The sequence below is a fragment of the Algoriphagus sp. genome (genome assembly GCF_024305035.1).
Taxonomy (GTDB): domain Bacteria; phylum Bacteroidota; class Bacteroidia; order Cytophagales; family Cyclobacteriaceae; genus Algoriphagus.
The window spans coordinates 22,175-41,719 of the sequence record NZ_JAMWZB010000035.1 but is presented as its reverse complement, the minus strand read 5'-3'; the positions used below and the strand labels follow the sequence as shown (position 1 = coordinate 41,719).

11 protein-coding genes are annotated in these 19,545 nt (G+C 43.1%); 7 read left to right on the top strand and 4 right to left on the bottom strand.

The features are described from left to right. Positions 1-70 precede the first annotated feature (70 nt). The gene (locus tag Q0L00_RS17015) at positions 71-3,319 is read right to left on the bottom strand and encodes a glycosyl hydrolase (protein WP_297338093.1); all 3,249 of its coding nucleotides are present in this window, start codon (positions 3,317-3,319) and stop codon (positions 71-73) included. 101 nt (positions 3,320-3,420) lie between these two features. Next, the gene (locus Q0L00_RS17010) at positions 3,421-4,731 is read right to left on the bottom strand and encodes a peptidoglycan DD-metalloendopeptidase family protein (protein ID WP_297338092.1); all 1,311 of its coding nucleotides are present in this window, start codon (positions 4,729-4,731) and stop codon (positions 3,421-3,423) included. 297 nt (positions 4,732-5,028) lie between these two features. Here Q0L00_RS17010 and aspS point away from each other — a divergent pair, with 297 nt between their 5' ends. Next, positions 5,029-6,783, top strand: coding sequence for an aspartate--tRNA ligase (aspS, locus tag Q0L00_RS17005; RefSeq protein WP_297338091.1), 1,755 nt, complete (start codon positions 5,029-5,031; stop codon positions 6,781-6,783). 27 nt (positions 6,784-6,810) lie between these two features. Here the strand turns inward: aspS and Q0L00_RS17000 are convergent, their stop codons facing one another. Then, on the bottom strand, positions 6,811-7,500 hold the full coding sequence (locus tag Q0L00_RS17000; protein WP_297338090.1) for a lysoplasmalogenase: 690 nt from the start codon (positions 7,498-7,500) through the stop codon (positions 6,811-6,813). Positions 7,501-7,842: 342 nt separating this feature from the next. Here Q0L00_RS17000 and Q0L00_RS16995 point away from each other — a divergent pair, with 342 nt between their 5' ends. From Q0L00_RS16995 to Q0L00_RS16970, 6 genes are all read left to right on the top strand, one after another. Continuing rightward, positions 7,843-11,037: a TonB-dependent receptor gene (locus Q0L00_RS16995; RefSeq protein ID WP_297338089.1), complete on the top strand. Its 3,195-nt coding sequence runs from the start codon at positions 7,843-7,845 to the stop codon at positions 11,035-11,037. Positions 11,038-11,267: 230 nt separating this feature from the next. Continuing rightward, positions 11,268-12,050, top strand: coding sequence for an alpha/beta hydrolase (locus Q0L00_RS16990; RefSeq protein ID WP_297338088.1), 783 nt, complete (start codon positions 11,268-11,270; stop codon positions 12,048-12,050). 18 nt (positions 12,051-12,068) lie between these two features. Next, positions 12,069-13,154 carry an efflux RND transporter periplasmic adaptor subunit gene (locus tag Q0L00_RS16985; RefSeq protein ID WP_297338087.1) on the top strand — a complete coding sequence of 362 codons (1,086 nt, stop codon included), beginning with the start codon at positions 12,069-12,071 and terminating at the stop codon, positions 13,152-13,154. A gap of 1 nt (position 13,155) precedes the next feature. Then, positions 13,156-16,218, top strand: a complete 3,063-nt coding sequence (locus tag Q0L00_RS16980; protein WP_297338086.1) for an efflux RND transporter permease subunit — start codon at positions 13,156-13,158, stop codon at positions 16,216-16,218. Beyond that, positions 16,218-17,561 carry a TolC family protein gene (locus Q0L00_RS16975; RefSeq protein WP_297338085.1) on the top strand — a complete coding sequence of 448 codons (1,344 nt, stop codon included), beginning with the start codon at positions 16,218-16,220 and terminating at the stop codon, positions 17,559-17,561. The genes Q0L00_RS16980 and Q0L00_RS16975 overlap by 1 nt, the downstream gene beginning before the upstream one ends. A gap of 118 nt (positions 17,562-17,679) precedes the next feature. Beyond that, positions 17,680-19,074, top strand: coding sequence for a transporter substrate-binding domain-containing protein (locus Q0L00_RS16970; protein ID WP_297338084.1), 1,395 nt, complete (start codon positions 17,680-17,682; stop codon positions 19,072-19,074). A gap of 3 nt (positions 19,075-19,077) precedes the next feature. Here Q0L00_RS16970 and Q0L00_RS16965 read toward each other — a convergent pair whose 3' ends face one another. Continuing rightward, the gene (locus Q0L00_RS16965) at positions 19,078-19,545 is read right to left on the bottom strand and encodes a RidA family protein (protein ID WP_297338083.1); all 468 of its coding nucleotides are present in this window, start codon (positions 19,543-19,545) and stop codon (positions 19,078-19,080) included.

Sequence of the window (19,545 nt, the reverse complement as noted above, 5' to 3'; positions counted from 1 at the left end):
GTTTTCCTTGAGGATTGATCTCAACGAAATCAAAACAAAAAAGCTCCGGCTGTTAACCGGAGCTTTAGGTTTAATTGGTTAAGCCCTTAATCGGAGGAGATCCGAGTGCTTTTAATCGCTGCGCCAGGGATGGAATAGTTTCATTTACCAGCGTTTTGAGCTCAGATGCGATTGGCTCATGCTCTGTTTTTCCAGCTTCTAAGGCTGATTTTTGCATGCCGGTAGGCCCATAGGTTCCGTAAGCTCCACTATAGGCAGCGGAGATTCTGTCGGAAATGGTAGGTGGCATGGGGTCAAAAATTTCTCGTTGTGCCAAGTTTCCATTGAGTTGGGAGTCGATATGCAATAAGGCTTTTTCAGCAGTATCCAGGTCTTTCAACAGCGCTGCATCAGCTTTTCCGGATCGGGAAAGTGCAGCCTGCATTGCTTTGACTGAGCTTAGGGCTTCATCCAGGCTCAGATTGGTTTCGGTGACTTGGTTGAGGAAACTTTGAAGTTCAGCTCTAAAAGATTTGATTTCTTCCAAAGACTTACCCGGAAGGGCCCCTTTTCGTAAGGGCTTCACTTCAAAGCTCACGGGTTCACCAAGTTGGGAAATTTCACCCTCTCGCTGGAGTTCAAGCGTGGCCGAATACCTACCCGGCAAGGCCATCATTCCACCCCTGTTTCCTTGAGCAATGGATTCAGGATTAATTAATCCTTGAGAAGCAAGGCTCAAATCCCAGGTGGTCCGGTGAAATCCGGATGAGGTATTGGCCTTGACGCGCTGTAGGATATTTCCTTGATCATCAGAGATGACCAAGTGTATTTCTGGGCTTTTTTCCCTCATCTCAGCCTCTAAAGCCTCAAATCCCGGGAAAGGAATGGACTGTCCTTTCATTTCGGCCTCTTTCTTTTGTCGCTCTGATTTTGCTGTGGTTAAGCCCTCCTTAAGGAAATAGGAAAATGTTACCCCGAAGTCAGGATTTGGAGCAGTCCAAAAATCATCCCCCATACTGCTTTGTGTTCTTCTTTCAGTATACCAATAGCCATCTCTTGGTTTGAAAAGCTTAGCAGGCTCATTTAAAGTCGCTTCGGTAATTTCTCTCAAAGGGCTCATATCATCCAAAATGAAAAACCCTCTTCCAAAAGATGCACCTACCAAATCGTTTTCCCTTCGTTGGATGGTGATGTCTCGAAAAGAGATAGTCGGAACTCCACCTGACAACTTAATCCATTCCTTACCAGCATTTGGAGTAAAATAAATTCCAAATTCAGTAGCCAAAAACAGGAGGTCTTTATTAATATGATCCTGGACTATTCGCCAGGTTAATAAGGTCGATGGAAGGTTTCCGTTAATTAAGGTCCAAGTTTTTCCAGCGTCTTCACTTTTAGCCACATAAGGTTTGAAGTCTCCTTCTTTGTGATTATCCAATACGACATAGACAGTCTGTTCCTCAAATAAATCCGCCCGAATATCATTGACAAAAGCATTGGCCGGCACACCAACAATACTACCCACCTCTACTGCAGTCCAGTTTTCTCCACCATTGGTGGTGGATTGAATCAATCCATCATCGGTGCCTGCGTACAAAATTTCCGGATTGAGGGGGGATTCTCCCAGTGAGGTAATGGAACTGAAGTTGGACATGGCATAAACATCCCATGCGTTATCCCAACTTTGGTTTCTACCCATGATAGGTTGCTCTAATCGTTCTTTTTTCTTAGTCAAGTCCTCTGAAATGGCCTTCCAGGAATCTCCGCGGTCGGTGGATTTCCAAACGCGATGAGAGGCAAAATAAATCGTACTTGGGACATGTTGACTTGGCAAAATGGGAGCATCCCAGTTAAACCGCTCTTCTCCCTCCCCGGCAGCTGGCTGAGGTTGGATGAAAACAGATTCACCGGAGATTCTATCCAGGCGATTGAGGTAACCTTGCTGAGATTCTGCGTAGCCAATTGTCGGATTTCCAGGTTCCACAGCAGATTGATGACCGTCTCCCCCAAGCACTCGGGACCAATGTCCATTTGAAATCCCAATCTGATCATCCGTTCGAGAGGGCCCCCCATGCGAACCATTATCTTGGGTACCTCCATAAATCCTGTAGAAGGGTTCGGAATCGTCTACGGCGAGCTTATAATATTGGGTAAGGGGTAAATTATCGAAGAACTTCCAGGTTTGAGCTCCATCTTTGGTTTGATAGATCCCACCATCTGTTCCTAGAAGCAAAAAATTCGGCTCATCTTCAATGAAATTTAAGGAGTGGCTATCCGAGTGCGTAGAAGAAGTGTTGAGTAGCTCAAAAGTTTTCCCATGATCATAGGAAACCTGCATACGAACATCAATCAAGTAAAGGGTACCAAAGTCATGGGGAGAAGCATATACTTCCTGATAATAATGCGGTCCTGTAGCCCCTGCGACGGCATCTGACATTTTTTCCCAAGAGGCTCCTTGGTTTTTCGTCAAGTAAACTCCTCCAGACCTTCTGATCAATTCAATGGTGGCATAGACATAATCAGGGTTCTGTGGGCTAATGGCCAATCCGATCTTGCCAGTGACACCATTGGGAAGCCCATTTTTAAGTTGGGTCCAGGTTTTTCCGCCATCTGTGGATTTATGAACTCCCCCTTTTTCTCCACCGCCCAGGTAGGCTGCGACGGTTCGATGTCTTTGCCAGGTAGCAGCATAAATCACTTCAGGGTTTCTCGGATCAATTACTATATCAGCTACTCCTGTCCATTCTTCATCTCCAAGCGTTTTTTCCCAGGTTTTTCCTCCATCAACTGAGCGATAAAAACCCCGGTCTCCACCCTTATTCCAAAGAGGTCCTTGGGAAGCCACATAAATTATATTCGAGTCAGTTGGATGTACGATGATTTTACCGATGTGCTGAGAATCCTTAAGCCCCATATTTTGCCATGTAGCTCCGCCATCTTCACTCAAATAGACCCCATCTCCGAAGGAAATGTGCCGACCTCCATTGTTTTCACCGGTTCCCACCCAGACTCTATGGGGATTGTTCGGGTCTATGGTGACACATCCGGTCGCAAAAACGGGCTGATCATCAAAAATGGGAGTCCAGGTGGTTCCTGCGTTGACAGTTTTCCAGACTCCACTGGATGCGGTAGCCACGTACCAGGTATTTCGATTTTCTGGGTGAATGGCAATGTCGGCTATTCTTCCTGAGGTAAAGGCAGGCCCGATATTTCTGAATTTGAAAGCAGAAAAATCTTGCTTTGCTAATTTGGTATTTTCAGCCGGGCTTGTTTTTCGTTGGGCATGAATGGAAAAGCTAAGTAGGAGCATTAGCATCCATAACCCCATGGATTTTATGTTCATGTTGGTTAAAATTGGTGGTTGATTTAGTAAGATAAAAAAAGAAGCTGAATATCAGGTTGACATTCAGCTTCTTTTAAGGGGAAACCTATTCTAGGATAGCATTATTCTCCGGATCTTTGGGGGAGTATTTCTTGCTTTTGAGCAATAAGCTCTTGGTTTTCGCCCGGTACCAGGATAGCGGCCAATAGTTTGAGTGCTTCTGCTTTTTTGTCTTCAAAAGCCATTCTGTTTTGTGGAAGTATCGGTTCGGAGGGTGGAATTTTCTCTTTTAACCAGTCCTCTTGTCTGCCATTTTTCCAAAAGCGGAAACATAGGTGAGGGCCAGTTGCCAATCCAGTGCTTCCCACGTAGCCGATTACTTGTCCTTGTCTAACACGAGTACCTGGTTTGATTCCTTTCCCGATTTTTGACATGTGAAGGTATTGGGTAGTGTAGGTACCGTTATGTTTGATTTTTACATAATTGCCGTTGGCAGAGGTGTACCTGGCCTCGACTACCGTCCCATCGCCCACGGATCGAATATCCGTGCCAGTTGGGGCAGCATAATCAGTTCCTAAATGGGCTTTGTATCGTTTTTGAACAGGATGAAATCGGCGAAGACTGTAGCGTGAGCTGATGCGAGAATATTTTAAAGGATCTCTTAGAAATGCTTTCTTTAAACTTTCACCATGTTGGTCAAAAAAGTTTAACTCTCCGTTTTGCTCGAATGGAATCGCATGATAGGGTTCGCCCATGTGTTCAAAGTAAGCTAATTTGATATCGGTAATTCCCACCACTTCCCCATCAATTAATTTTTCTTCAAACTGAACTTTGAATTTATCTCCTTTTTGTAAGCGTTGAAAGTCGACTGACCAGCCATAAAGATCTGCAAACAAGTCAATTAAATCTGGGCCTATCCCCTGTTTGATCATGTCTACATAAAGTGAGGTTTCGATCATACCTGCCGCTTCACGAGTTCGATATTCAGCAGGTTTTTCCGCTTTGTAGATTTCTAAACTGTCCAAATCAAACACTACATATTCGGCAGGATTCGGTTCGTAAATAAAAAAGCGGGCCGGTACGCTGTCTCCAGAGGTCAAAACCGTAAATTTTTTATTGGTCGCAATCCCTCGCACATCAAAAACCTCTTTTGATTTTTTGGCAATGGCGTCAATGATCTGATAGGGAACATTAAAGGGACTTAATATGGAGGCCAAGGTTTGGTTTTTGTTAACGGTGCCCTCGATGATGTTTAGTCCGGTCACATCGATCCCATATAAAAATCTGTCTGGCGCTACAGCTTCCGGGATACTGTCTGATTCGGAGAGGGTGGTTAACTTGGACTTATCGGAAGAAAATGGGCGGTTTTGAAACAGAAAAATTGCGGCAGCTAATCCAACTAAAGCAAGCATACCAATCCATTTCTTTTTCATTCTCGGGTTAAGTTTTTGAAGGGTGAGTACTGTTAAGTTTTAAATCAAGTCAAAAACTCACTTTTATGCAAGTTTTCTGATGGATCGACGCAACTTTGTTTCAATTTTTATACCGAATTAACAGAATTAATGAAAATAGGATCGAGAAACGTAATTTTTTAAAGACTTACTAAAATAAACGCCAATAAATCCAAAATCTTGCATTGATTCTGGACATTTTCGATGAATCTTTCAAAGATTCATGGAGAACTCCCTCCCATTTATTTATCTTTGAACTCCCAAAAATCAAATTAAATCATGCTGAGAACGCATACTTGTGGCGAATTGCGCCTAGATCATATCAATCAACACGTAACTTTAGCTGGCTGGGTTCAGCGAGTCCGAAATAAAGGAGGCCTGATTTGGGTCGATCTGCGGGACCGGTATGGCGTAACTCAATTGATTTTTGAAGAAGGATCAACCGATCAGAAGCTTTTGGAAAAGGCCTCACAGTTAGGCCGTGAATTTGTGGTGCAGGCCTCTGGGAAAGTCATCGAACGAACCTCAAAAAATGATAAAATTCCAACCGGACATATCGAAATTAAGGCGGAATCCCTAGAGGTATTGAATGCAGCCAAAGTTCCACCTTTTATTATTGAAGATGAAACAGACGGCGGGGATGATCTGCGAATGAAGTACCGTTACTTGGACTTGAGGAGGAATGTGGTCCGACAAAAACTCCAACTCCGTCATCGCATGATGCAGGAGACGCGCCGGTACATGGATGCTGAGCAATTTATTGAAGTGGAAACACCTGTTTTGATTAAATCAACTCCCGAAGGAGCGCGGGATTTTGTGGTTCCCAGCCGAATTAACCCAGGAGAATTTTATGCCCTTCCTCAGTCCCCTCAGACCTTTAAGCAGTTGCTGATGGTGTCGGGTTTTGACCGGTATTTTCAGATCGTTAAATGCTTTAGAGATGAAGATCTACGAGCGGACCGTCAACCGGAATTTACGCAGATAGATTGTGAAATGTCCTTTGTGGATCAGGAGGATATTTTGTCCACTTTTGAGGGACTGACTAAGCACCTTTTCAAAACTGTCAAAGGGGTGGAATTGGAAGAGGTTAAGCGAATGACCTATGCCGATGCGATGAAGTTTTATGGCAATGATAAGCCAGACCTTCGGTTTGACATGAAATTTGTCGAGCTCAATGAGTTGGCTAAAGGGAAAGGTTTTGGAATTTTTGATTCGGCGGAGTTGGTTGTGGGCATCTGTGCCAAAGGGGCCGCTGAGTATACCCGAAAGCAATTAGATGGGTTAACCGAGTGGGTAAAGCGACCTCAAATCGGTGCCAAAGGACTTGTGTATGTCAAATACAATTCCGACGGCAGTTTGAAATCCACCGTGGATAAATTTTATACTTCCGAAGATCTCAGCCGATGGGCAGAAGCATTTCAGGCAGTGCCTGGGGATTTAATTTTGGTATTAAGTGGAGAGGAAAACAAAGTGCGGAAGCAGCTTTCCGAACTCCGGCTAAAGATGGGCGAGGAGCTGGGGCTGCGAGATAAAAATGTGTTTAAGCCACTTTGGGTAGTAGATTTCCCGTTGTTGGAATGGGATGAGGAAACTGAGCGCTTCCATGCCATGCACCATCCCTTTACTTCTCCTAAGCGAGAAGATATTCCCTTGCTGGAAACCAATCCCGGTGCTGTAAGAGCAAATGCGTACGATTTGGTCATCAATGGGGTTGAAATCGGGGGAGGCTCTATTCGAATTCACGATCGGCCTACCCAGCAGCTGATGTTTAAACACTTAGGATTTTCCGAGGAAGAGGCTCAAAAGCAATTCGGATTTTTGATGGAGGCTTTTGAATATGGTGCTCCGCCACATGGAGGAATAGCCTTTGGTTTTGATCGTCTTTGTGCCATTTTTGGCGGCTCGGATTCGATTCGTGATTATATTGCTTTTCCAAAGAACAATTCCGGAAGAGATGTGATGATCGATTCTCCCAGTAGCATCGCCAATGAACAGTTGGAAGAACTTTTCATTCGGGTGCAGTTGAAAAACTAAATTAATCAAGAGGCTTCGGCCTCTTTTTTAATAGGGGCGGATTAAATGAGATCGGATTCCCATCACGATCAAAAGCTGCGCAGTTGCGTAGGTTCCCATGATCAAGACTCCTGATTCTGGAAAATCCTGATAGAATTTACTGATTGCAAGAATCCCATCGGAAATAAAAAACAGGAAGGCTCCGAGAAACACTTGCCAAAAGGACTCCATATTGCACCTTTTGAAACGCTCCCGTGCAGTGGTGACCATACTCACGATCACAATAATGTAGGCAATGACAGGAAATTTTAGTGTGCCCAAAGTGGGGTTGATTAAATAGAAAACAAAGGCAGCAGCGATATAGATCGGGAGATTGTAAAAGAACAATTCGACAAAATTAACATTCAGGATTCTTCCCGGATTTTTTTGGGAAACTTTAAAGGCAATAATGTAGCAAATATGTGCAAGGAAAAAGGCTCCGAGCCCATAAATGAAAAGCCAATCCCAAAGTAAAAGGATATCTCCAATCAAGGAGAAAATCAAAGCCCCCATGACAGACTTAGATAGTAGTGTCCAAGAAATCGGTCGAGTGATCTGAAAAAAATACCCAATCAAACTCATTAAAATCAGTGGTTTAGAGAAAAATCGATAGGAGTTCAATCCTTCAATCAAAAAAGTCATGTCTAAGATAGTCGCCATCAAAAACAAATAAAGCCAGAGGATATTTTTTTTCTTCAAAACGTAGATTATTTGGTTGGATGGATAATTATTTCGGTAATGACGATGGAATTCTAATATGGCGAAAAACTATTTTGTTTTTCGACGTTTTTCACAATTCTATTTTTCAATGATTTTGAAATTAAATCTATGAAAACTGAAATTTAACCAAATTAAAACTATTCCAGAAAGATGATTTTTGCTAGGGAATGAAATTTTATTGGGTGATTAATGTTAAGTTTCTGTTAAAAATTGTGAAATTAGCAGCTTGAAAATTAACGTAGAGTACCCCAAAAAACCTTTGTTGTGGCTTACCTTTGCCAGCGAATTTATTTCAAAACCAACTTTACAAAAACAAAAATTATGAGGCAAAATTTACTCAGAAACTTGTTGACAATGATGCTCGTGGTGTTTAGCACCGGTTGGGCCATGTCACAGGGTGTAACTACGTCCAGTATGAATGGGACGGTAGTGGATGAAACTGGTGCTGCCCTTCCGGGAGCAAACGTGGTTGCGACGCATACGCCGTCAGGTACCCGCTATGGCGCGGTAACAAACTTGGATGGAAGATATTCTATCCCGGGTATGAGAATCGGAGGGCCATACACAGTAGTGGCTTCATTTATTGGATATGAATCTCAAACTTCCGAAGGGCTTGTGTTGAGTTTAGGTAACACGGCTACGGTTAATTTCGCGATGAAAGATTCTGATGCAACATTAGAAGAAATAGTTGTTACCGCTGCTGAGAATGCAACCTTTAATGCCGATCGTACAGGCGCAGCCACCAATATTGGAAATAAAGAACTTTCCAACCTTCCTTCTATTTCCAGAAGTTTGAATGACTTTACGCGATTGACTCCTCAGGCATCTACTGCTGGTAGCGGGATTTCCTTTGCAGGACAAAATAACCGATACAATCAATTTGCGATCGATGGAACAGTTAACAATGATGTGTTTGGTCTTGCTTCCAGTGGAACAAACGGTGGTCAAACCGGTGTAAACCCTATTTCACTGGACGCAATTGAAGAAGTACAAGTAGTACTTGCCCCTTATGATGTCCGACTTGGAGGTTTTACTGGAGGTGGTATCAATGCGGTTACTCGCTCAGGTACAAACAGCTTTGAAGGATCTGTTTTTTACTTTAGAAATGATCAGGACCTAGTGGGTAAAAGTCCAAATGAATCTCGAACCAAGTTGGACAACTACTTGGATTATCAGACAGGTTTCAGATTGGGTGGTCCAATCATCAAAAACAAACTTTTCTTCTTTGCCAATGGTGAGGTAACCCGAAACTCTCAGCCTGTATTATTTGACCCAACTAGCCCTGCAGGTGGATCAAATATCACGGTAGATGAATTGGAGCGAGTAGAAAGCGTAGCAAATCGTCTTGGATATGATCCTGGAGATTTTGGGGCATTCAGCAGAAGCTTAAGTTCAGAAAAGATTTTTGCAAGATTGGATTGGAATGTGAACGATAAAAACAAAGTAACGCTTCGTCATTCGTATGTAAATGCTGAGCAAATCAGTATTTCTAGAAGTCCAAACAGCGTAAATTTCTTTAATAACGGAGTATTTTTCCCTTCAGAAACAAACTCCAGCGTTTTGGAGTGGACTTCAAGGCTAACCAACAATATATCCAATGAACTTCGAATTGGATATACTTCTGTAAGAGATGATCGAGATCCTTTGGGAAGTCCATTCCCTTCAATCAATGTGAGACTTTCTGGTGGTCGATCCATCAATTTGGGATCGGAGCCTTTCTCTGTAGCCAATCAATTGGATCAAGATGTGTTGACAATCACAAATAACTTGACCATCTTCAAAGGTAAGCACACCTATACTTTTGGTACGCATAATGAGTTTTACTCTACTTACAACCTATTTATCCGTCAGAACTACGGCTCGTACTCTTACTACAGCTTAGAGGATTTCGAAACTGTTGGAACGGATGCAGAGGTGCTTCCAAGAAGTTATGATTACTCGTATTCTAGAACTTCAAACCCACAGCAAGGTGCTGAATTCAATGCTTTCCAGCTGGGATTCTATGTTCAGGATGAATATCAAGCTAATCAAAACTTGAAAATCACTGGTGGTTTGAGATTGGATATTCCTTCTTTCAATGATCAGCCCACCGCAAATACTGCATTCAACAATGACTTTGCTGAATTTGGTGTAGCTACTGACCGAGTTCCTGGTGCAAGACCATTGATTTCTCCAAGAGTTGGATTCAACTGGGATGCCAAAGGTGATCAGACCATGCAAATTAGAGGTGGAGTAGGTGTGTTTACTGGTCGAGTTCCTTTTGTTTGGATTTCTAACCAATATACAAACACAGGTAATGAGTTTGGTCGAGTATCCTTATTTAGAAGCAATCCTGAGTCAACTGGTGACTTTCCTGATGGATTTATGTTTACTCCAGATCCATTAGGTCAGCCGGATGCTGCTGATGTAAACAAGCCTTTGGGTATTTCGGAAATCAACGTAACTGACCCTGATTTCAACTTCCCTCAAGTGTTCAGAGCTAATGCGGCAATTGATAAAGTTTTACCAGGTGGAGTAATCGGTACGTTTGAGGCAATCTATACCAAAAACCTCAACAATATTGACTACCGTAACTTAAACAAACTAGAGGACGGAAACCTATCAGGTGCTGACGATCGTGTGTATTTCAATAGAAATTTTGCTAATGAGAATTACAATGACGTCATTTTATTGACCAATACTAACAAAGGTAGTTCTTACAACTTGACTGCTCAGTTAAGAAAGGATTTCGCAAGTGGACTCAATGTCTCTGTGGCTTATACTTACGGTCAATCAAAGGATGTAAACGGCGGAACTTCCAGCCAGGCTTTCTCTAACTGGAGATTTGTGGAAAACGTAAACGGAGCGAATAACACGGAACTTGGATTTGCTGACTTTGACGTGAGATCTCGATTGATCGCTAGCTTCGGTTACACATTCAACTATGAAAACGGATCATCTACCACCCTTTCTGGATTCTACAATGGCCAGTCTGGCATTCCATTCTCTTATGTTGTCAATGGTGATTTGAATAATGATAGAACCTTCGGAAACGACTTATTCTACATTCCTGCTTCAAGAAACGAAATTGAATTTGTTGGTACTCCAGCCGAGCAAGAAGCTCAGTGGAATGCGTTGAATGAATATATCGAAAATGATGATTACTTGAGCAAAAATCGTGGAAACTATGCGGAAAGAAACGGTGCTAGACTTCCTTGGACCAACCAATTAGATTTAAGATTTATGCATGAGTTTTTGTTGAATACAACTGATGATGATGTTCAGCACAGATTGCAATTAACCTTCGATATGTTCAATCTTGGAAACTTGATTAGCCCAGAGTGGGGAAGACAATATGGAATCAGCAATAACGCTTTCCAACTTATTGACTTGGATGAAGTACAAGTAAATGGATCTACTCGTACTCCTGTTTATGAATATACCGGAAGAGGTTTAAATGAGGGAAATCCTTACTTCGTATCTGACTTCCTTTCCAGATGGAGAGGTCAAATCGGTATCCGATACATCTTTGATTAATCCATTAGGATTATCAGCAAATTAACTTTAAAGCTGCCTCGGATTTCCGGGGCAGTTTTTTTTAAGGGGTAGCATCCATCTATTTTGTCAAAAAGATACATTAACAATCCCGTTAATTTTCCATTGATCGATTCCATTTGCCTCCAGTATCTTTTCTAGGATAATCTTAGGCTTTCCCTTTTTATGTTTGTACCCTAGAACCTTTAAATCGATCTTGGAGTTAAGCCTGCATGTTGTATTACAAAGAATTGAAACATCCGCAAAGCAATGAGTGGGTGGTCTTTATTCACGGTGCTGGTGGAAGTTCAGCTGTTTGGTTCAAACAGTTGAAGGATTTCATGCAGCATTTCAACCTCCTGTTGATTGATTTGAGAGGGCATGGTAAGTCTGCGGATTTGTCGCAGGCCATTTATAAAAAAGAGTACACCTTCAAATCCGTCACGCAAGACATTATAGAGGTACTGGATCATCTCCAAATGCCTCCGGCTCATTTTATGGGAGTTTCCTTAGGGACTATTTTGGCTCGACAATTGGCAGAACTTGAACCCCAACGTGTCAAATCCCTTGTGATGGCTGGAGCGGTAACTCGGCTTACGATCAAGTCACGGGTTTTGGTATTTCTTGGGAATGCCTTTAAAAAAGTTATTCCCTATATGTGGCTCTACCGGCTGTTTGCCTTTGTCATCATGCCCAGAAAGCAGCATGCAGAGTCTAGAAATGTTTTTGTACGAGAGGCGAAAAAGCTTTGCCAAAAGGAATTTATCCGCTGGTTTAAGCTAACCAAAGATATTAATCCGCTTCTGCGGTACTTCAAAGAATCAGATCTGGGAATCCCCACTCTCTATGTTATGGGGGATCAAGATGTGATGTTTTTGGAACCGGTAAAAAATATAGTGAAAAATCATAGACACGCCATCCTGGAAATCCTCGATCGCTGTGGTCACGTAGTCAATGTTGAAAAGCCGGAGGAGTTCAACCAACTTTCTGTGGCTTTTATCCATAGTCAATCCTAAGTCTCAGCACTTTTCTTTATGAAAAAACAAACTAAAATCATTCTGTTGGTCATCATTGCGCTTTTGGTAGCCGGCGCTTTCTTTTACCCAAGACTGGATACAAGAAAATCCAATGAAACTTCAAGCGAAGCAAAAAGTAGTCAAGGACAAGGAGCAACGGAAGATTTACCTGTAAATGTGGTCAAGCTCCAAAAAGAGACCTTGCGAAATCAGCTTTCAGTGACCGGAACAATCCTTCCAAATGAATCGGTAAATATTCGTACAGAGGTATCTGGATTGATCCGTAGAATCGCTTTCAAAGAAGGCCAATATGTGACTAAGGGAACTCCAATTTTATACTTGGATGATGATGAGCTTCAGGCGCAATTCCAACGCTTGGAATACACCCAAAAGCTTTTTGAATCTCAGGAAAATCGTCAAAAACAATTGTTGGAACGTGAGGCGATCAGCCAGGAAGAATACGACATCGTACTCAATGAATTTAATACTACCCTAGCAGACATCAAACTCGTGGAAGCCCAACTGTCCAAGCGGGTTATCAGAGCACCATTTAATGGCGTGTTGGGTCTGCGGCAAGTTTCCGAGGGGAGCGTCATCGCGCCAACGGATATTATCGCAAGTATCGTGAATTTGGACCCGATAAAAATCGAATTTTCTATCCCGGAGCGGTATGCTACTGTAGCTGAGGTAGGGTCAAAAATCTACTTCTCCAATGACGCTACACCAGAAGAAGTGGAGGGAGAGGTTTACGCATTTGAACCGCAGATCGATGCTGCAACGCGAACTCTGAAATTACGGGCCCTCAGTCCAAATAAAGAGGGCAAATTTCTTCCGGGAATGTTTGTGAGGATTCGATTTGTCTTGGAAGAAACAGAGGATGCTTTGCTAGTTCCCTCTGAGTCCATTATTCCAGAGTTGGAAGGGTATAAAGTATACATTGTAGGAGAGGGTGATAAAGTGCAGGAACGAAAAGTAGAAATCGGCACACGTACAGATACCCAAGTTCAAATCTTAGATGGATTGAATGAGGGAGATTTGGTATTGACCACAGGGGTTTTACAAGCTAGGCCGGGAATGGCCGTTTCATACACGCAAATCAATTAAGATGGCGAGTTTATCAAGTTTAAGTATTAATCGGCCGGTATTGGCCATTGTGATGTCCCTGGTCATCGTCTTGTTTGGCGCGATCGGTATTTCCCTTTTAGGAGTTCGGGAATTTCCCAGTGTAGATCCTCCGGTAATCAATGTTCGGACCACCTATGTGGGTGCCAATGCCGACGTTATCGAAGCCCAAATCACCGAACCACTTGAGGAGGCGATTAATGGAATTCAAGGGATTAAATCCTTGACCTCAACTAGTAATGATGGCTCAAGTAGTATCACGGTAGAGTTTGATGTTGGAGCAGATCTGGAAACTGCCGCCAACGACGTTCGAGACAAAGTCTCTGGAGCTCAGCGAAACCTGCCTCCCGATGCAGAACCTCCGGTGGTATCCAAAGCAGATGCGGATTCCCAGCCTATTGTTTTCCTCAACGTCAAAAGCGATGAACGTAGTCTTTTGGACCTTTCTGATCTCGCTCAGAATATCTTCAAAGAAAGACTTCAAACTATTCCTGGAGTAAGTAGAGTGCAGATTTGGGGAGAAAAAGAATATGCCATTCGTCTTCGAATGGACCCTCTAAGAATGGCTTCCTATGGCGTAACCCCTTTAGATGTCCTGTCCAAAGTACAATCTGAAAATGTGGAATTACCCTCCGGAAGGATTGAAGGGGAAACGATCGAACTTTCTGTCCGGACCAAAAGCCGATTGAGTACTCCTCAGGAATTTAATGATTTGATCATCAAAGAAGATCAAAACAACATTGTCAAATTTCAGGACATCGGTAGGGCCGAGCTTGCAGCTTTAAACGAGCGAACCGTACTCAAGCGGGACGGAGTACCCATGGTAGGGGTGGTCTTGGTTCCTCTTCCTGGTTCAAATAGTATTGAAATTGTCGATGAATTTTATCGCAGAATTGAATTCATCAAGAAGGACCTTCCTGCCGATGTGGGAATGGAGATTGGATTTGATTCCACCAAGTACATCAGAAGTTCGATTGCCGAAGTTCAGGAAACGATCATTACCGCATTCGTCTTGGTGGTGGCAATTATATTTTTGTTCTTAAGAGACTGGCGAACGACCTTTATTCCAGTTTTGACCATTCCCATTTCTTTGATCGGAGTCTTTTTCATCATGTACTTGATGGACTTTTCGATCAATGTCCTGACTTTGCTTGGAATCGTGCTCTCCATCGGTTTGGTGGTGGATGATGCCATCGTAGTGTTGGAGAATATTTATGCCCGGATAGAAAAAGGGGAAAAACCTCTCGAAGCTGCCCAAAAGGGTGCCGAGGAGATCTTTTTTGCCGTAATTGCTACTACGGTTGCTTTGGCGGCAGTATTTCTGCCGGTTATATTTTTGACCGGGACCACAGGGCGATTATTCCGGGAATTCGGAATTGTAGTGGCAGGCTCAGTGATTATTTCCTCGTTTGTGGCTTTGACGATGACGCCCATGCTCAGCGCCAAATTCTTGAAGCGAAGAGAAAAGCAAAATTGGTTTTATGAGAAGTCCGAACCTGTATTTGTCTGGTTGAATGATAAATATGAAGGAATCCTAAGTCAATTTATGAAAATCAGATGGACCGCTTTTGGTTTGGTGATTTTAATGGGATTTGGAATTTATTTCCTCTTCAATCAGATTCCAACTGAACTCGCTCCGGTAGAAGATCGAGGAGAAATTCGAATAAATCTATCGGGTCCAGAAGGGGCGACTTTTGGCTATATGGATCGGGTAATTGATAGAATGGTGAACGATTTCCAGGAAACGCTTCCTAAAGAAGAGCTGGAAGGACAGATATCAGTGACCTCCCCGGGTTTTGGCACCGCGAGTACCAACTCTGGATTTAACCGCCTCATCTTAACCGATGCCGATCAACGTTCTCGCTCCCAGCAGGAGATTTTTTCTTTGGTTAACGAAAAACTCAAAGACTACACCGCTGTACGAGCTTTTGCTTCCCAAGCCCAATCCATTGGGGATAGAAGGGGTGGACTTCCGGTGCAATATGTGTTGCAAGCACCGACTTTGGAAAAACTCAAAGAGAAAATTCCTGTATTTATGGAAGCAGTCAATTCGAGTGATAAATTTATTTTTGCGGATATCAACTTGAAGTTTACCAAGCCGGAATTGGAGATCGAAATTGATCGAGAAAAGGCTAGAAATATTGGGGTTTCGGTTCAGGAAATTGCTCGAACCCTGCAGCTTTCCTATTCCGGACAGCGATTTGCTTACTTTATCATGAATGGAAAGCAATACCAAGTTGTAGGTGAAATGCAAATCGAAGACCGAAACGAACCGATCAACCTGAGAATGCTTTACGTGCGGGCGGAAAATGGTCAACTGGTCCAGCTGGATAATTTGGTTACCGTGGTTGAAAAATCTACGCCGCCGCAACTTTATCGATTCAATCGCTTTGTCTCGGCGACCGTTTCAGCCAATCTTGCCGATGGGTATACCATTGGAGATGGTTTGGAAGAAATGGACCGGATAGCTGCCGAAGTACTCGATGAGTCATTCACAACAGATGTATCAGGACCTTCCAAAGAATTTAGAGAATCTTCCAACAGTTTGATTTTCGCCTTCATCTTTGCCTTGGTCTTGATTTACTTGGTGCTTTCTGCTCAGTTTGAGAGTTTCTTGGATCCTTTGACCATTATGTTTACGGTTCCCTTAGCCCTTTTCGGTTCTTTGGTTACCCTCTGGGCCTTTGACTTTACCCTGAACATTTTCTCTCAGATTGGGATCATTATGCTAATCGGACTGGTGACCAAAAACGGGATTTTGATTGTCGAATTTGCCAATCAGCGAAAAGCTCAGGGCATGTCCATTGATGAGGCCATCTTTGGGGCAGCGGTGGCTCGTTTCCGGCCCATTTTGATGACTTCCCTTTCCACGATCTTGGGTATCTTACCCATTGCCCTTGGATTAGGTGCTGGGGCAGAAAGCCGAGTACCCATGGGGGCAGCAGTAATCGGTGGATTGACCTTTGCCACAGTTTTGACCCTATTTATTATCCCTGCCATTTACACTTATCTCACTTCTAAAGAAGGTAGATTAGCCAGAACATAATGAAGAAAATAGCTATTTTGCTCTTTTTGAGCTCCTGGAGTATCCATTTGTTTGCCCAAGATTCGGAGTCACTGAATTTGGAAAGGGCCATACAGGTTGGTTTGGAAAACAATTTTGATGTAAAAATCGCAGTTGAAAATGTTAAACTACGCCAGGGAGAAAAAGAAGTGGGTCTTGGTGCGGTTTTGCCGATTTTGGATGCAACCTATACACGGAATTTTTCTCGTGAGGATGTAACCCAGCGATTTGTAAATGATCCAGAGCCCCGGCAAATTGACAATGCGAAATCCCGTTCGGAAAACTTTACCGTGGCTGCCATTTATGGCTTCCGTCCGGAAGCAGTAGTCGTTTTGAGGCGATTGGGTCAGCTGACTGAGATTTCTCAGCTGGAAGCAAAAGTAACTGTGGAAAATACCGTAGCGGCTATTTCTACGGCATATTACCGCTTGGTTCTTGAACTTCAGCGGTATAGAGTGTTGGAGCGAACGCTGGAGTTGAGCCAGTCCCGATTGGATATTGCAGAAGCACAATACGAACTTGGTGGTGCAGGGAAAAGGGATTTTTTAACCGCACAGGTGGATTACAACACCGACTTAAGTCAACTTCAAAATCAGGAACAGGTCATTCAGGCCGCTCGGATCAATTTGAATGAACTCATGGCTCTGGAGCCATCGGCAAATTTTGAAATTAACGATACGATTACAGTCGCCCAGGACCTTCGCTTATTGGATTTGGAAGAAAATGCCTTTCTGGAAAATAAGCAATGGCTGGTAACCCAACGTCAGGAAAATGTAGCTTTTCTTCAACTGAAAGAACTCCAGGCTCAGCGCTTGCCGGGTTTGAGTTTAAATGCGAATTATGTGGAGAATACCTCCAACTCCGATGCGGGATTTCTGATCCAAAATCAGCGTCAGGGTTTGAATTATGGAGGAAACATTTCAATTAATTTGTTTTCCGGGTTTACGCTAAATCGGCGAATTCAAAATGCCCGGGTGCAACAACGGATCCAGGGTTATGCAGTGGATCAATTTGAAATTCAGCTCAAATCGGATATTCATCGTGCTTTTAACACCTATCAAAATAATCAAAAACTCCTGGAAATCGAAAAAGATAACTACGCGGTAGCCAAAGAGAGCAGTGAAATTGCGTTGGAGCGGTTTCGATTGGGAATCGCATCTTATCTCGAATTCAGGGATGCTCAGGTGAATCTTCTTACTGCTGAGAACAGACTGATTACTTCCATTTACAACATCAAGGAACAAGAAATTGAATTGATGCGGCTTTCGGGCAAATTATATTTTGACAGTTCATTTGAGGAGTTAAACCTTCCTGCCAATCAATAAGGATAAAGGGTTCTTTCGAGGGCCCTTTTTTATTTACATTTTTTAAGCCCTATCATTCTTTCTTTGGCATACCATTTGACTATCAAGGCTTTCGAACCATCGGACTTAGTCCAAGTGCATGCGAAAGTCAGTGATAATTTTATTTTCCACCTTGATATTGATTTTATTCGGGGTGCAATGCACCTTTCTGGAGAATCAACTCAATAAAGTCAGAAAAGAAGATCCCTACATATTGGATTTGCCTGGAATCAAGAGACGGGGAGTTTTGCGGGCTGCTGTAGATAATAATTCTACAGGATACTACATCTATCGTGGCCGAAGAATGGGCTATGAATATGAGCTGTTGCAGGATCTGAGCAAAGAACTGGGGGTTCAACTGAATTTGGTATTGGTTTCCGATATCGACAAAGCTTTTGATTTTTTAAATAATGGTACGGTCGATTTGATCGCCATGAATTTGGAATATAGTCCTGAACGGGATAAAATGGCCACCTTCTCTCGACCTCTGGGGGATATTAGTACAGTGTTAGTCGGCTCACTCCAAAGCCCAAAAATACAATCTTGGCAAGATCTCGAGTCGGATACGGTTTATGTCCGTAAGGGAGCCATTTATAAGTCCCAGCTATGTAAAATCAAAGATTCTGTGCAGGTTAATTTTACTGTAATTGAATCCCCTTTGCATGAGGAAACACTCATCGATCAGGTCGTGGATGGCCAGATCAAATGGACCATCGCCGACCAAAATATTGCTCAGGCCAATGCGACCTATTATGACGGGTTAAATATCTCCTGGAAGGTTACCGAATCGGAAGATGTTTCTTGGGCGCTTCGGGATAATTCCCCAAAGCTGTTGGAAAGGGTCAATACATGGCTGAATCAGGAAAAAAATAAGCTGATTCCCATACTTTATGCCAAGTATTTCTTGAATTCAAAAAACAGTTATTTCCGATCCACCAGTCCATTTTCTTCCTTGGCAGGAAATCGAATTTCGGTTTATGATGAGCTTATTCAGCAAGGTGCACAGGAATTGGGTTGGGACTGGAGACTCTTGGCTTCCTTGGTATATAAGGAGTCCCGATTTGATACCACAGCTACTTCCTATGCGGGTGCTCAAGGGCTTTTGCAATTGATGCCGGTAACCTTGGAGCGTTTTGGGGTAACCAATCCCAATGATCCTGATCAATCCCTGATGGGAGGAGTTCGGTATCTGCGTTACTTGGATAAGTTTTGGATGGAACGCGTTCCTGAAACCAACGAGCGAATTAAATTTATACTTTCCTCTTATAATATCGGACACGGACATGTGGAAGACGCATGGAGGCTTGCCCTCAAATACGGTAGTAATACCCAAAGCTGGGAAGAAGTTGCCTATTTTTTGGAGCAAAAAACCAATCCCGAATATTATCGGGATCCTGTAGTCAGAAGTGGGTTTGCCAAAGGCCATTTAGCCGTACGCTACGTGGAGGATGTGATCAATATTTTTGAATCCTATAAAGCCTTGGTTTCACCCTGAGGTTTACTCATGAAGCTCAAACATGGCTTCCACCTCTACTGGGATATTGTCAGGAAGGGACCCCATACCGACTGCAGACCGGACGCCTATTCCATGTTCTTCTCCCCAGACTTCAGCGAAAAGTTCACTGCACCCGTTGATGATGAAGGGATGTCGCTCAAAATCCGCACTGCAATTAACCATACCTAAGACTTTGATGACTCGTTTCACGCGATTGAGCGAACCCAGATTTTTCTTTATGGTGGACAGCATGGCCAGTCCAACTTGCCGAGCGGCTAGTTTTCCGGCATCTGCATCCAAATCTTCTCCGATTCGTCCGATAATTAAACTTCCATCGTCTTTGACCGTCCCATGGCCAGAGAGGTAAAGATACTTCCCATCAATTAGACAAGGTTTATAAACTCCCAAAGGCTTGGGAGCAGGGGGCAAGGTTAACCCTAGTTTTTCAAAATTGCTTTCTGCAGATTCCAT